The 13,663-nt window shown below is 65.3% G+C and carries 12 protein-coding genes and 1 tRNA gene; 2 read left to right on the top strand and 11 right to left on the bottom strand.

Annotated elements, in window-relative coordinates:
- From U3A55_RS12360 to U3A55_RS12340, 5 genes are all read right to left on the bottom strand, one after another.
- Entirely contained in the window at positions 1-2,109 is a 2,109-nt protein-coding gene (locus tag U3A55_RS12360) for a hypothetical protein (RefSeq protein WP_330991807.1), read from the bottom strand.
- A 29-nt stretch (positions 2,110-2,138) separates the two neighbouring features.
- A complete protein-coding gene (locus tag U3A55_RS12355; protein ID WP_330991806.1) occupies positions 2,139-2,522 on the bottom strand; it encodes a hypothetical protein in 384 nt (127 codons plus the stop codon).
- A gap of 4 nt (positions 2,523-2,526) precedes the next feature.
- Positions 2,527-2,883, bottom strand: a complete 357-nt coding sequence (locus U3A55_RS12350) for a hypothetical protein (RefSeq protein WP_330991805.1) — start codon at positions 2,881-2,883, stop codon at positions 2,527-2,529.
- A gap of 69 nt (positions 2,884-2,952) precedes the next feature.
- Positions 2,953-4,941: a hypothetical protein gene (locus tag U3A55_RS12345; RefSeq protein WP_330991804.1), complete on the bottom strand. Its 1,989-nt coding sequence runs from the start codon at positions 4,939-4,941 to the stop codon at positions 2,953-2,955.
- 579 nt (positions 4,942-5,520) lie between these two features.
- A tRNA-Arg gene (locus U3A55_RS12340) sits at positions 5,521-5,593 on the bottom strand.
- A gap of 78 nt (positions 5,594-5,671) precedes the next feature.
- Here U3A55_RS12340 and U3A55_RS12335 point away from each other — a divergent pair.
- Positions 5,672-6,007, top strand: coding sequence for a CHY zinc finger protein (locus tag U3A55_RS12335; protein ID WP_330991803.1), 336 nt, complete (start codon positions 5,672-5,674; stop codon positions 6,005-6,007).
- On the opposite strand, the gene U3A55_RS12330 is transcribed toward U3A55_RS12335, so the two are convergent.
- Together U3A55_RS12330 and U3A55_RS12325 are read right to left on the bottom strand one after the other, a co-directional pair.
- The gene (locus tag U3A55_RS12330; protein ID WP_442978312.1) at positions 6,004-7,395 is read right to left on the bottom strand and encodes an MATE family efflux transporter; all 1,392 of its coding nucleotides are present in this window, start codon (positions 7,393-7,395) and stop codon (positions 6,004-6,006) included. The genes U3A55_RS12335 and U3A55_RS12330 overlap by 4 nt on opposite strands.
- Positions 7,396-7,489: 94 nt before the next feature.
- A complete protein-coding gene (locus U3A55_RS12325; RefSeq protein WP_330991801.1) occupies positions 7,490-7,930 on the bottom strand; it encodes a hypothetical protein in 441 nt (146 codons plus the stop codon).
- A 75-nt stretch (positions 7,931-8,005) separates the two neighbouring features.
- On the opposite strand from U3A55_RS12325, the gene U3A55_RS12320 reads away from it, so the two are divergent.
- On the top strand, positions 8,006-8,605 hold the full coding sequence (locus U3A55_RS12320; RefSeq protein WP_330991800.1) for a DJ-1/PfpI family protein: 600 nt from the start codon (positions 8,006-8,008) through the stop codon (positions 8,603-8,605).
- A gap of 90 nt (positions 8,606-8,695) precedes the next feature.
- Here U3A55_RS12320 and gnd read toward each other — a convergent pair whose 3' ends face one another.
- From gnd to U3A55_RS12300, 4 genes are read right to left on the bottom strand one after another with little or no spacing between them, the layout of a single operon-like run.
- Complete coding sequence (gene gnd / locus U3A55_RS12315) at positions 8,696-9,601, bottom strand: phosphogluconate dehydrogenase (NAD(+)-dependent, decarboxylating) (RefSeq protein ID WP_330991799.1); 906 nt, start codon at positions 9,599-9,601, stop codon at positions 8,696-8,698.
- Between the two features lie 38 nt (positions 9,602-9,639).
- The gene (locus U3A55_RS12310) at positions 9,640-11,571 is read right to left on the bottom strand and encodes an ABC transporter ATP-binding protein (RefSeq protein ID WP_330991798.1); all 1,932 of its coding nucleotides are present in this window, start codon (positions 11,569-11,571) and stop codon (positions 9,640-9,642) included.
- A gap of 50 nt (positions 11,572-11,621) precedes the next feature.
- Positions 11,622-12,464 carry an ABC transporter ATP-binding protein gene (locus tag U3A55_RS12305; RefSeq protein WP_330991797.1) on the bottom strand — a complete coding sequence of 281 codons (843 nt, stop codon included), beginning with the start codon at positions 12,462-12,464 and terminating at the stop codon, positions 11,622-11,624.
- A 2-nt stretch (positions 12,465-12,466) separates the two neighbouring features.
- The gene (locus U3A55_RS12300; protein ID WP_330991796.1) at positions 12,467-13,606 is read right to left on the bottom strand and encodes a FecCD family ABC transporter permease; all 1,140 of its coding nucleotides are present in this window, start codon (positions 13,604-13,606) and stop codon (positions 12,467-12,469) included.
- Between the last annotated feature and the right edge of the window lie 57 nt (positions 13,607-13,663).

Below are 13,663 nucleotides of genomic sequence, written 5' to 3'. Positions count from 1 at the left end.
TTAGAGTCGACTCCAGAGCGCGATTATGATGGGCAGCAGGATCGGCCCGACAAGCAGGACAAGTCCGAATCCTGCGATGCCGATACCGATCAGACCGTACGGGAGATCGGGGACTACCGCCCCGAGGTCGGGCGTGAACGCGTTCGTCACGTCGTTCACGAACTGCTGGAACCACGACGCCGGATCAGGGCCGCCGCCACCGCCGCCGTTGGCGTCTTCTTCATTCCCGTCGTTGTCCTTGTCCATCTGCTCCATCAACTCCTTATACAACTCGTTATTCTTCTGCACCTGCTCGAGAATCGCCGAGACGTTCGTCTCACTCGGATCATTCTCATGCTGGTCGGCTTCCTCGACTTCCTCGCCGTCAGCGTTCGTGATGGACGTTATCGTAATGTCGCCAGACGACACGACGGCGCGCTTCGCGACCGTCGTCGACTGATACGTCCCGTTCACCCAGCTCCCAGAGGAGTCCTGGTACAGGATGTGGACCGGGTACTGCAGATCACTACTGCTCGACCCGACCGAGTACGTCTTACTGTTCTGCCAGGTGCCGTTCGGCGGCTGGCTCTCCGTGGAGATCCAGCCCGAGTATGTCGTCGTGCTGTTGAGCGTCTGCCCGTCAACGGTCGACCCGGCGAGCACATCAACCTGCACGGTCGACGACACGTTACTGAGACTGTACCCAAGCTGCTGCATGATCGCCGCCAACCACGCCTGACTCCCACGGTCAGAGGTCTCCATCGTGTGTTGGAGATACCACTGCGACGTGCGATACGTCGCCGCCGACTGATTCCCAGACTCCATCTGCGCGAACATCTTCGACAGCAATCCGCTCGAGGAGTCACCGAGCACATCCATCACCGAGTTATCAACCGCCTCAAGCTCCTGATGTCGGCTCGCGAACTCGTTGGTGTACTCGCCCATCACCTGCACTCTCTCCTCGAGTGTTGCTAACTGCGTGTTACCCGAGTTGATGGCGCTGGACGACTCGCTCCACGTGTCGATCTCGGTTTGCGAGGAGAGCGTGGTGAGGAGTTGCCCACCGCCGCGGATTTCGAGGCCGCCGTCGGTCTCGGTGACGCTGACGGAGTAGACGCTGCCACCACCCACGTCCTGCCCGTCAACCGTCACGTAGCCGTCACGGGTGTAGATTTCCACACCGTTCACGGTGATACCAACTCCGGTCGCACTCCCGAGGCCCCACGAGATGCGACCAACCGACTGGTTCACATCGTAGACGGTGCCCGCCGTGATGCTGGTACGGGTGGATACGGTGTTCCACTCGGTTTTCATTTCGGCGATGTTGATGACAGTGCTCCACCCACCGCTCTCCGGGTCGAACACCTGCACGAGCACGTCATCCTGCCGGGGGTCGAGGGTGTGGAAGGTGGTATTGTTCTCAAGCGCACCCGACACCTTGAACGGGGCCGGCACGGCAATCTTCTCGCCAGACGCGAGCGTGATGTTCGACGAGCCACCAGCACCAACCTGCGTGCGAGGCGACGTAATCGGCATCACGTTGTATCCCCACTCCGGCTGCCCACTCTCGTTGATGTGGCCAACGCGGATATTGTCACCAACACCGCCGTCAACGGCCTGCGTTTTGAGGTTCGCGAGCGCGTTCATCTGACTGGTGTAATACTGCCAGAGCGCGTACTGCTGGTCCGCAACACGGTCATGCGCGACCGCTTTCGCGTCGAAGATCGCAGCGATCTCATCGCTCCCGTTGTACACAGCATTCGTGAACTCCGTCCGCGCGTCACCGATCGCGGGATTCTGCAACCGCTGCGCGTAGTTATCCCACTGCCCGAAGTACTGCTGGGTGTACGCCTTGTCCTCGAGCGCGAGCGCCGCAATCCGGCGCGCCGTCTCAGATTCGGTATCACCGTCAACCGTATTGCCGTCCATATAGCACGGATTCACGCCAGGCTGAGTGACGCCATCACTGTACGCGGACGTGCCGCCATAGTTCGAGAACAGGCCGGCAATCGCACCAAACACGTTCTCCGAACTCCCGCACGTCGTCACCTCGTTACTCGACGCCGCAGCCGGTGCCGACGCGAAGCCGACACCGCCGAGCACGGTCGAGACGACGACGAGCGCAGCCAACAGCGATGCAAAACGTTTCTCCAACGTGATCACCGTGCGAGAATCGCACCAACGACCATCATCAGTCCAAAGAACGTGATGCGGCCGTAGATGCCGAACGCGTGAACAATCTCCTGCACAGGCGACAGGGCACTATACGCGACCATCGCAGCCGTGACGACCGCCACGTACCCCTTCTCGGCGTCGTGGTAGTAGCGGAAGTCACGCGTGTTGCTCGAGGCGAACGCAACCGCGAAGAACGCGAGCGTCGCACCGAGCGGATAGTACCGATGCTGCGTCAGGAACGACACCACCGGGTCCAGCAGACCCGCCATGATGAGCGACGACAGCCCGAACGCCAGCATCAGCGCCGCACTCCCGATGTTCACCACCGAGAACGACTTTTGCAACGACGAGAAATTATTTCGTGCCATTGGTCTACTCCGTGCGGACCTCGTAGCGGATGCCTTCGCCACGCTCAGTTTCGTACGTTTCTCCAGTGTTCTTGATGCCAACCACGTCGCCGCGGCCGACGTTCGCCTGGTCGATCTGGCGGTCGACCGAGGCGTTACCCCACATCAGCTTCTCCTCGCCGGGGCCGAGACTAAGCCGGTAGACGCGACTGTTGTACTCCCCGCAATCCTCCCGGATTTTGCGGAGTTCACCGACGACGGACTCGCCGTCTTCGAGGTCGAGCCAGTCGTCCGAGTCGTCGCCGAGATCGTCTTCATCGTAGTCTCCCTCCACGGGACTCAATGCAGCGAAACCGCCCGAATCGTCTTGGTCAGATGCCATGACATTCCACTATACTAGACCAATAGACTAGGTGGTTGAGATGGTTCGGTGAAAGTGAAACCGAGCACACTACGCACGGGCGTCCTCGATGAGTTCGAGGCCGGCCTCGAAGTGTTCGGGCGCAAGCCCAGCTTGTGCCAGCACACCAAGCGGGTCGAGCGTCGTGTTCACCGCGAGGGTTCGCACGCGCTCGAGCGCTTCATCGAGTTCCTTCTGCTCGGCAAACGACCGCTCCCGGACAACCGGGTCCGGGTGCAACAGCGCGACCCACTGCTCCACGGGCAGCGTCCCGAGCGTCCAGTCGTCAACAACGTTCGCGAGCCGCAACTCGCAGCCGCAACTGCACTCGTCCGGCGTCCCGTCACGCCACGGGTCGAGACCACGCGCGAGCACGTCACACTCACACAGCACGTATGTCGCCGGGTCGTTCAAGAACTGCGCGACCTCACCGCGTGTTTTCGGGAGGGTCGGAAGCATCAACGGGCGCATATCGACACCACCGCCGCTAGCGGGGCGTTCCTCACCGTCAGATTCGATAATCGCGTCCATCCGCCAAGACGGCGGCCGCTCTACCGATTCCATGACCGTTCGGACGCCCAAATGTGGGTCGACAGCCGTTTTCCGTTCCGCTGCTTCCGTCGCGGACGGCCACCGGTCACCGACCGACTTGTCGAGCCAGTCCTCGTCGTCCTCCTCGAGGCCGTCCACGTCCCCGGCTCCATCAGCAACGGGCACTTGCGTATCGTGGTCGCGGCGTGCAGCGGTCAGCGTCTCATAGTGTTGCGGTATCTGCCAGGGGCTTCCGCAGCAGCCACACTCGTAGTCGACGCCACGACGGGACGAGCGCACGATGCGCTCGCCATGGCCGAGCGCCTGCGTAGCGCGGTCGGACTCAGCGCGTTGCTTACACGCGTCCGCGGCAATCGCGCTGTTCGCGGTCATCGACCGGGTCGCCTTCTGACTCATCGTGCTCCATTGCGTCGCCGCCCACGCGATGTACGCGGGAGGCCGTTCGAGAAAGTCCTCCTCAGCGCTGCTGATGTACTCTGCCGCATAGGCACTCCACGACTGCACGTCGTCCTCACCGTCCCACTGGTCGTCACCGGCAACACGCCGTACAGAGATCGAATCGTCGCCGTGTCCGCCCTCGCCTGCGAGGTCGCAAACGTCGACGTGCTTCTCGACGACCGACCGGAGCTTGTCCTCGAGGACGGTCGTGCAGTCTCCAGCCCCGATCGGGGCAGCGTCGAGCAGCACCATCACGTGATGGTGACCGTATCCGTGGTTCAGACCACCGCCGGGGTGTGGTTCACCCTGCTTGTGGTACACCCAGTCCTCAACACCAAGCGCATCCAGCTTATCGTAGAGCCGTTGGTAAACGCCGGTACTCCACGAGTCAGCTATAGCACGGTCGTGGTCGGCAGGGCCGACGCGTTCATCATCGGGTTTCGACGAGGCGGAGAGTGTGAGAATCACGCTGTGCGGGTTCTCGTACTCACCGCTCGCCTCCACCCCAGTCGGACGTTCACCGCCGACAGTTTCGCGTTCGATGGCCTTGAGGCGAGCAATTTCGCGGGCGCAGTAACTCGGTTGCCACGAGTTTTCGAGTTCGATCTCGAACTCGGCATACTCAGCGTCGCCTTCGTAGCCGCGTGCGAGTCGCCCTCGACGTCCGCGAGCGCGTTCGTACCACGCGAGCATCGACGCAATACCATCGAGCCACGTCGCAGCGTACCGTTCTGATACCTCCGTCACAGTTACCGAGTTCTCCATCGGACGCAGGGGTTCCGTTTGGGACTCCGTAATAACCTCTTCCGTGACTTCTCCGCGGAGAGCCATCTCGTTCGACTCAGATAGCGGCACGAGAAGGCGCGAACCGAACTCGTCCCAGACCTCTGCGAGGCGGTGTGCCGGGTGCGGTAGCTCCCGGTCCGGGTCGATCTCGATATCATCGAGACTCGCATTCTTAATCGCGCGTTTCAGCGCCCGAGACGCATTTCTTGAGTTAGTCTGGTTGGCGGGCCGAGACCGCACCGCAGGGGGTTCGGACGTACTCACAGCACCACCTCAGCAACAGCTACACGCACAGCCGCTCCGTTCCGGAACGAGGACGGTCGCCTTCGGCTCCCTGTGTTCCGGGCGCGTCGGCGCCGGTCGCTACGCTCCCGGCGTCGCCGTGCCGGGCTTTCACCCATCCTCCACTCCGCTACCGAGCACTCAGACGGGAACCCGCATCCCCGCCGTTGGCGGTGGGCAGGTCCGGTCACGCTTCGACGAGAGCAACGCGCGTCGCCCAGCGGAGATCGGGCTCGATCTGGTCAACCGGCTCACCGCGCTCGAGCACGGGAACCGAGTGACAGCCACGGCACTCGCGGTACCGAGTGCAGCTGGCAGTGACCGGATTGAAACAGACCTCCTGACAGGAGTGGCAATGATACAGCAGCCACGAAGCAAAATCCGCCACTACGAACCACCCCGGTTTGCGAACGTCAGGGCACGACAGCGCGGGGGCGCGTTCCGTAGCCTGTTTGTGTCGTTATTTGACGGTAGATAGAGACCGCGGACGCGGCCGTTCTGGCCCGCTACGCTACGCTGAGGGGCGTTTTGGGTTTGTATCCAGACCGGGCCGCTCTCGTACGGGCTCGACGGGATTTGAACCCGCGGCATCTTGGTCCGGAACCAAGTGCTCTGTCCACTGAGCTACGAGCCCTCGTGTTCGCTAGCGGTGTTGCGGCTTTAACGCTTCTGGAATGGGTAGGTCGAAGGGGACGCGGGGAGGAAGGGAGATATGGAGGTCGTTCACGGCCGGGAGGTGTACGGGGTCGCGGTTGGGCCGGAGACGCGGTGTGTGCACTACGAGTCCGACGTGGACGTCATCGCGATCCGGTTCGCGTGCTGCGGGGAGTACTATCCGTGCTATGAGTGTCACGAGGCGGTGGCGGACCACGAGGCCGCGGTGTGGGAGGACGCGTCGGCGCGCGCGGTGCTCTGCGGCGTGTGTGGAGCGGAGTTGACGGTGGGGGAGTACCTCGAGTGCGAGAACACGTGTCCCGACTGTGGGGCGTCGTTCAATCCCGGGTGTCACCGGCACTACGACCGTTATTTTTCGCCGAGCGTGCGCTAGGCGTCGGAGGCGGAGTCGGGGCTGGGGCCGGACCCGGGACCGGACCCCGGACCGTCGTCGATGACGGTTTTCTTCCAGGTGCCGCGGAGGAACCACGCGACGCCGACGATTGCGCCGAGGACGTTCCCGCACATCATCCCGAGCCAGATACCGGTCGCGCCCATGTCGAGGACGAACACGAGGAGGTAGACGGTGACGACGCGGCCGAGCCAGAGCGTCACCATCGAGATGACCATCGCGGTCTTGGTGCTGCCGGCGCCGCGGAACGCGCCGAGGACGACCTGGAGCACGCCGATGAACACGAACTCGATTGCGCGGATGCGGACGTACTCGCTCCCGAACGCGATGGTGGCGGCGGCGTTCTCGACGCCGGGTTCGATGAAGACGGCGACGATGGGGCGAGGGAAGAGCGCGGCGACGACCGCGATGCAGAACAGGACGGCTGCAGCGACTTTCGCGGCGAGCCAGACGGCGCGTTCGGCGCGTTCGACCTGGTTCGCGCCGAGGTTCTGGCCGACCATCGTGTTCGTCGCGCGACCGAGCCCCATCGCGGGGAGGAAGACGAGGCTGACGAGGCGGTTCCCGAGGCCGAACGCGGCGACGACGGCGGGGCCGAAGGACGCGACCATCGCGGTCAGCGAAATCATCGCGAGCGCGCTCGTGGACTGCTCGGCCGCGCTCGGCGTGCCGACGCGCACGATTTTCGACACGAACCCAAGGTCGGGGTAGAAGTCAGCGAGTGCGACGTTCGGCCCGGCATCCGTGAAGAAGAGGACGTACGCGCCCATGATAGCGGCGACGAACCGCGCGAAAATCGTGGCGACGGCCGCGCCGACGATACCCATCTCGGGGAACACCCACCAGCCGAAGATGAGGAAGGGGTCGAGGACGACGTTGATGGCGACGCTGACGAACATCACGCGCATCGGCGTGCGAGTGTTCCCATAGCCCCGCATCAGGCTCGAGAACACGAAGAACCCGAAGAGCGCGGGCATCCCGAGGAAGAACACCTCCATGTAGTCCGCGGCGAGCGGGATGACGACCGCGGCGGTCTCGGCGTCCGCGGGAAGCAGGGAGAGCATGTCCCGCGTGATGAAGTGGCCGATAACGCCGAAGACGGCGGCGAGCGAGCAGACGAATCCCATCGTCTGCGCGGCGACCTTCCCCGCGGACCCCTCGCTCTTCGCGCCCGTGTACTGCGCGACGAGAATCGAGCCGGCGGTGGTGAACCCGCCGCCCACCGAGATGAGGAAGAAGATGAGGGGGAAGGCGAGGCTGAGGGCGGCGACGGCGTTCGACGACAACCGACCGAGCCAGAAGGTGTCGGCGAGGTTGTACGCCACCTGGAGGAGTTGAATGACGACCATCGGCCAGGCGAGCGCCAGCATCGGCCGAATCAGGTCGCCTTCCGTGATACTACTCTCAACGCGGGGCTCTGACACTACCCGAGACTAGCTACGAATCGAAATGAGCGCTTCGACTTCAGCGCCGCGACGTCATGTCCAGCCGAACCGCGTACACGAACAGCGCCGCGCCGAGAACGCCGAGCGAGAGCGACAGCAGGCCGAGTGGAGCGGTCGCGTCGAAGAACAGCTGGCGCGCGAACACGTACGTCGTGCCGTCCCGCACGACACCGATCTGTTCGCCGAGACCGACCGCGCCGTACCCCGGAACCGGTTCGACGCTCGCGTACACGAACCGCTCGCCCGCGATGGCGGCGTCCACGGCCGCGCGGTCGGCCGCGGGAAGCGCGCCGTAGTCGTACACCTCGACGACGCTCCGCATCGCGTCCACGCCCGTCCCCGCGAGGAAGAACTCGTAATGGAGCGCGCCGATACCCGCGACGAACGCCGCCAACAGCACGAACACGGAGACGAAGAAGACCGCGACCGGACGGCGCACGCGCGGGAGGAACCGAGCCATACCTCGCGAAGACCCAGCGGGACGATAAGCGTGCGGGTCGGCGAACGTTTTGGTGGCGGCGAACGAACCCAGGGTATGGACCGAGAACGCATCCAGACCGTGTCCGTCCTCGTCTACGACGGCTTCGACGAACTGGACGCCATCGCGCCCTACGAGGTGTTCGCGAACGCCGGCCTCGACGCCCGCGTCGTCAGCCCGCACGGTGAGCCGGTCGTGGAAGCCAGCCACGGCCTCCGCGTCGAAACCAACCCCGACCACGCCGACCCCGACCTCGTGCTCGCGCCCGGCGGCGGCTGGAACGACCGCGACAGCCCTGGCGCGTGGACCGAATACGAGGACGGCACCATCCCCCGGTACCTCGCCGACGCCCACGAGAACGACGCGACCGTCGCCGGCGTCTGCACCGGCGGCATGCTCCTCGCCAAAGCCGGCCTCCTCCACGACCGCCCCGCGACCACCCACCACACCGCCACCACTGACCTCGAAGACGCCGGCGCCCGCCTCGCCGACGCCCGCGTCGTCGACTGCGGCGACGTCCTCACCGCCGCCGGCGTCACCTCCGGCCTCGACCTCGCCTTCCAACTCATCGAAACCATCCGCGGCCAAGACGTCGCCGACGACGTGAAATCCGAGATGGAGTACGAACCCCGCGGGAAAACCCTCGTCGCACGCTAACACTCGCTCGCTAAGCCCGTGGCGCTCACTCCGTTCGCGCCACGACGGCTCGCGCCTCACTACCGTTCAGCGCTCGCTAGTCCGTCGCCCTCACTCGCTTCGCTCGTTGCGGGCGACTTCGTGCCGCCCGAACCCGTACCGCAACCGATTCGCGAGGCGTCGGGAGAACCGGCCGTCGCTCCGGGAGTCGAAGCGCTCGGCGAGCGCCTGATAAATGAGCGGAACGGGGACTTCCTGCTGGAGGGCTTCCTGCACCGTCCACGTGCCCGTACTTCCGCCCTCGACGCGGTCCGCCACGTCCCCGAGGTCGTTGCCTTCCTCGCGGAAGGCCTCCTCGCAGAGTTCGAGGAGCCAGCTTCGGATGACCGCGCCGTTGTTCCACGTTCGAGAGACCGTTTCGAGGTCGAGATCGTACCGGCCGTTCGCGAGGAGTTCGAAGCCCTCGCCGTAGGCCTGCATGAGCGCGTACTCGACGCCGTTGTGCACCATCTTCACGTAGTGGCCGCTGCCGGTTTCGCCCATGCGGTCGTGGCCGTCAGGGCCGGTGGCGACGGCGTCGAAGACGGGCGCGAGTTCGTCGTACGCCCACTCCGGGCCGCCGACCATCAGGCTGAACCCGAGTTCCGCGCCCGCGGGGCCGCCCGAGGTGCCGCAGTCGAGGTAGGCGGCGGGACAGAACTCCGCGCGCCGAATCGAGTCCTGGAAGTAGGAGTTCCCGCCGTCCACCACGATGTCCGCCGAGTCGAGGTGGGGTTCGAGGTCGTCGAGCGCGGCGTCCACGGGGTCGCCCGCGGGCACCATCAGCCAGATTCGTTTCTCCTCGCCGAGGGTTTCCGCGAGTTCGTCGATGGAGTGCGCGGGCGTCGCACCGGCGTCCGCCGCCGAGTCGACCGCGTCCTCGTCGATGTCGAACGCGACCACGTCGATGCCCGCGTCGAGACACCGGTCCACCACAATTCGTCCCATCCGTCCGAGACCGAGCACGCCGAGTTCCATACCGGATACCGGGCCTCCGCCCTCTTAGCGGTGGGTGATTAGGTCTCGATGTCGAGTTCCTGCTTCAGGCGGTCGCGGTCGCCCGTCTGCGCGTTCCAGAGCGCCGCGTACACGCCCTCGGCGTCGAGGAGGTCGTCGTGTGTCCCGCGCTCCGCGATTTCGCCGGCCTCCACGACGAGAATCTGGTCGGCGTTCTTCACGGTGGAGAGACGGTGCGCGATGCTGAACGTCGTGCGGTCCTCGCTGAGTTTGTCGAGGCTGCGCTGGATGAGGAACTCCGTCTCCGTGTCCACCGCGGACGTGGCTTCGTCCAGAATCAGTATCTGGGGGTCCTGGAGGACGGTGCGGGCGATGCTGACGCGCTGGCGCTGGCCGCCCGACAGTTTCACGCCGCGTTCCCCGACTCGGGTGTCGTAGCCGTCCGGCATCTCCGTGATGAACTGGTGGGCTTCCGCGGCCTTCGCCGCCTCCACCACGTCCTCGCGGTCGGCGTCGAACTCGCCGTACTTGATGTTCTCCGCGATGGTGCCGTCGAAGAGGAAGGTGTCCTGGCCGACGTAGCCGATGGCGCCCCGTAGGCTTTCGAGCGTCACGTCCCGGATGTCGTGGCCGTCGACGCGAATTTCGCCGTCGTCAACGTCGTACAGCCGCATCAGGAGTTTCAGAATCGTGGACTTCCCCGCGCCCGTCGGCCCGACCAGTGCGGTGGTCTCGCCGGGGTCCGCTTCGAAGCTCACGCCGTCGAGAATCACGTCCTCGTCGGCGAGCGTCTCCGACTCGTCGTCGGGCGCGCCGTACGGGTCGCCCTCGTACCCGAAGGACACGTCGTCGTACTCGACGCGGCCCTCGACGGGCGAAATGTCGACCGCGTCCTCGTCGTCCTGAATGCGGACGGGGATGTCGCGCAGGCCGAACACGCGCTCCGAGGACGCCTTCGCGTTCTCGTACTGGTCGACGATGTTCGAGACTTCGGCGAGCGGCGTGACGAACCGCTGCGTGAGCAGGATGAACGTCACGAACTCGCCCGTGGAGAGCGTGCCGGAGAAGAACAGCGGGGGCCCCTGGAACAGCCAGATGCCGCCGACGACGAACGTCACCGCGAAGGAGAGGCCGGCGAGCAGTTCCATGCCCGGCCGGTAGAGGTAGTTGAGTTTCAGGACGCTCATCGTGTCCTGGAAGAAGCTGTAGGAGGCGTCGCGGACGCGCCCGGTCTCGTAGGATTCGGTGTTCGAGGTCTTCACGAGTTCGACGCCGGAGAGCGCGTTCTCCAGACGAGTGTTGAGGTCGCCGATGCTCTTTCGCTGTGCGACGTACCGCGGTTCGACCTTCCGCATGAACCAGAGCGTGAGAACGACGATGAGCGGAATCGCGGCGAGCGTCACGGTTGCGAGCTGCCAGTTCATCCAGAACATGATGCCGGCGATACCGACGACCATCACCGCGAGCCGCGCGGTGTTCTGGAGGGCGTTGTCGAGGAAGACTTCGAGGTTGCTCGCGTCGTTGTTCAGCACGGACATGACTTCGCCCGTCTGCTTGTCGTCGAAGAACGTCATGTCGAGGCGCTGCATCTTCTCGAAGGAATCGGTGCGGACGGCGTGCATCACGCGGTGCGCGAACAGGTTCGCCGCCACGCCGTACAGCCACGTGAACACCGCCGTCACGAAGAACGCGACGACGATGGCTATCACGGCGAACTGGAACTGTTCGCTGTCTGAGGCGGTCGCGGGCAGCCACGACGTGGGGACGATGGGGAGCGAGAACGCGGAATCGCCCGTGAACACGCTGTCGATAGCCGCACCCAGTAGAAGCGGCGGGAGCAGGCTCGCGGCGCGCGCGACGACGTTCGCCGCCATCCCGCTCGCGAAATACTTCCACTCCGGCACACCGTACTCCGAGAACAACCGATAGAGCGGTCGTTCGACGCGGTCGCGGTACGTGTCGAACACGCTCTCCTCCTCCGGCGTAGACATCTATCCGAACGTCGAGAACCAGGGGGATGAGAGCTGTGGTTGCGGCCAGCCTATCGGTCGAGCGCCCGCCGCGGGAGGATGCGGGGGTCGCCGCCGTCGAAGTCCACCGCGGCGTCCACGCCGAACACGTCCGCGAGCAGTTCCTCCGTCACCACGTCCTCGGGCGGCCCCCAGTCGTACACCTGGCCGTCCCGCAAGGCGACGAGGTAGTCCGCGAACCGCGCGGCCTGCTGGAGGTCGTGCAGGACGACGCAGACGGTCGCGCCGCGCTCCTCGTTGAGTTCGTGAATGACGTCCATCACGCGCAGCTGGTGGTGGAGGTCGAGGTACGTCGTCGGTTCGTCCAGCAGGATGGTGTCGGTCTGCTGGGCGAGCGTCATCGCGATCCACACGAGCTGCTTCTGGCCGCCGCTGAGGTTTCCGAGGTCCTCGTCGCGGAGGTGCGTGATGCCCGTGAGTTCGATGGCGCGCTCGACGGCGTCCTCGTCCTCGCCCGTGCGGCCGTCGAAGAACCCCTTGTGGGGGTAGCGGCCGTGGTGAACAAGGTCCTCGACGGTGATGCCGCCGGGCGCGTTGTTCTCCTGGGAGAGCAGGCCGAGTTCGCGCGCGAACTCCTTGTCGCCGAGTTCCGCGATGTCCTGGCCGTCGAGCGCGATGTCGCCGTCCGCGGGCGCGAGGTGGCGGGCGAGTCCGCGGAGGAGCGTGCTCTTCCCGCTGCCGTTCGGCCCGACGAGAGCAGTTATCTCGCCCTCGGGGACGACGAGCGTGTCGCAGTCGACGACGGGTTCGCCGACGTTCGCGTACCGGAGTTCCAGGTCGCTCGCGCGGAGCTTCGCGTCCGGTGTTTCGCTCGCGGTGCCGTCGGTGGATTCAGTGGATTGGGTGCGTGACATGGTTAGAACTCGCTGACGTTGCCGTTCCGGCGCATCAGGTAGAGGAAGTACGGGCCGCCGATGAGGCCGGTGACGATACCGACCGGGACCTGCACGGGCATCAGCGCGAGGCGCGCGACCACGTCCGCGACGACGACCAGGGCTGGCCCGAGGAATATCGACCCGAGGACGAGCCGTCGGTAGTCGCTGCCGACGACGGTGCGGACGGCGTGCGGGACGACGAGCCCGACGAACCCGACGAGGCCCGCGACGGAGACAGCGGTCGCGGCGGCGAGGATGGCGAGCGTGGACACGCCGAACCGGACGCGTTCGACCGACATCCCGAGCGAGCGCGCGGTGTCCTCGCCCAGGAGGAGGACGTTCAGGTGGCGGGACGCGAGGAAGATAGCGGGAACGACGAACAGCGTGGGGAGCCCGGCGAGCCGGAACTGCTCCCAGTCCACGCCGGTGAGGGAGCCGGTCGTCCACGCGATCGCGGTCTTCACGGCCGCCGTGCTGTCGAGGAAGTAGAACAGGCCGGTCTGGAGGGACTGGAAGATTGTAGCGACGATGACGCCCGCGAGAACGAGGCGGACGGGACTCGTTCCGCCCTGCCAGGCGATGGCGTACACGAGGAAGAACGCGAGAGAGCCGCCGACCGCCGCGGCGAACGGGAGCGCGGAGAACTGAATTCCGACGATGGGGAGGACGACGTACGCGCTGGAGAAGAACACGAGCGTGAGGAGGACGGCGAGTCCCGCGCCACCGCTCACGCCGAGGATGTACGGGCTCGCGAGTTCGTTCCGCGTGACGGCCTGAAACACCGCGCCGGAGACCGCGAGGTTCATGCCGACGAGGATGCCGATGAACACGCGCGGCATCCGGATGTTCCAGACGATTATCTGGGGCGTCGTCATCCACTCGGGGAACTCGTTCCCGAGCAGGGCGGCCGCCCACACGTCGGGATTGAACACGATGCGCGGGTTCGTGACGACCGAGAACGTCTTCGCGACGGTCATGTCGTACGACCCGAACCAGACCTGGACGAAGCCAGCGGCGAGCACGGCGAGGACGCTGCCGGCGACGAGCGTCAGGAGGCGTTTATCGCGCGGCGCGACCAGCGAGTGGTCGGCGGACCCGCGCGTGTTCGTCTCGTTACTCATCGAGCGACCCCCGTCGGTGGGATATCACTCGTCGCCTGGTTCGCGTCATCTACCACA

It is taken from the genome of Salarchaeum sp. III (assembly GCF_036418315.1).
Classification (GTDB): domain Archaea; phylum Halobacteriota; class Halobacteria; order Halobacteriales; family Halobacteriaceae; genus Salarchaeum.
The sequence above is the reverse complement of the archived record's forward strand: the minus strand, read 5'-3'. Positions and strand labels throughout refer to the sequence as shown.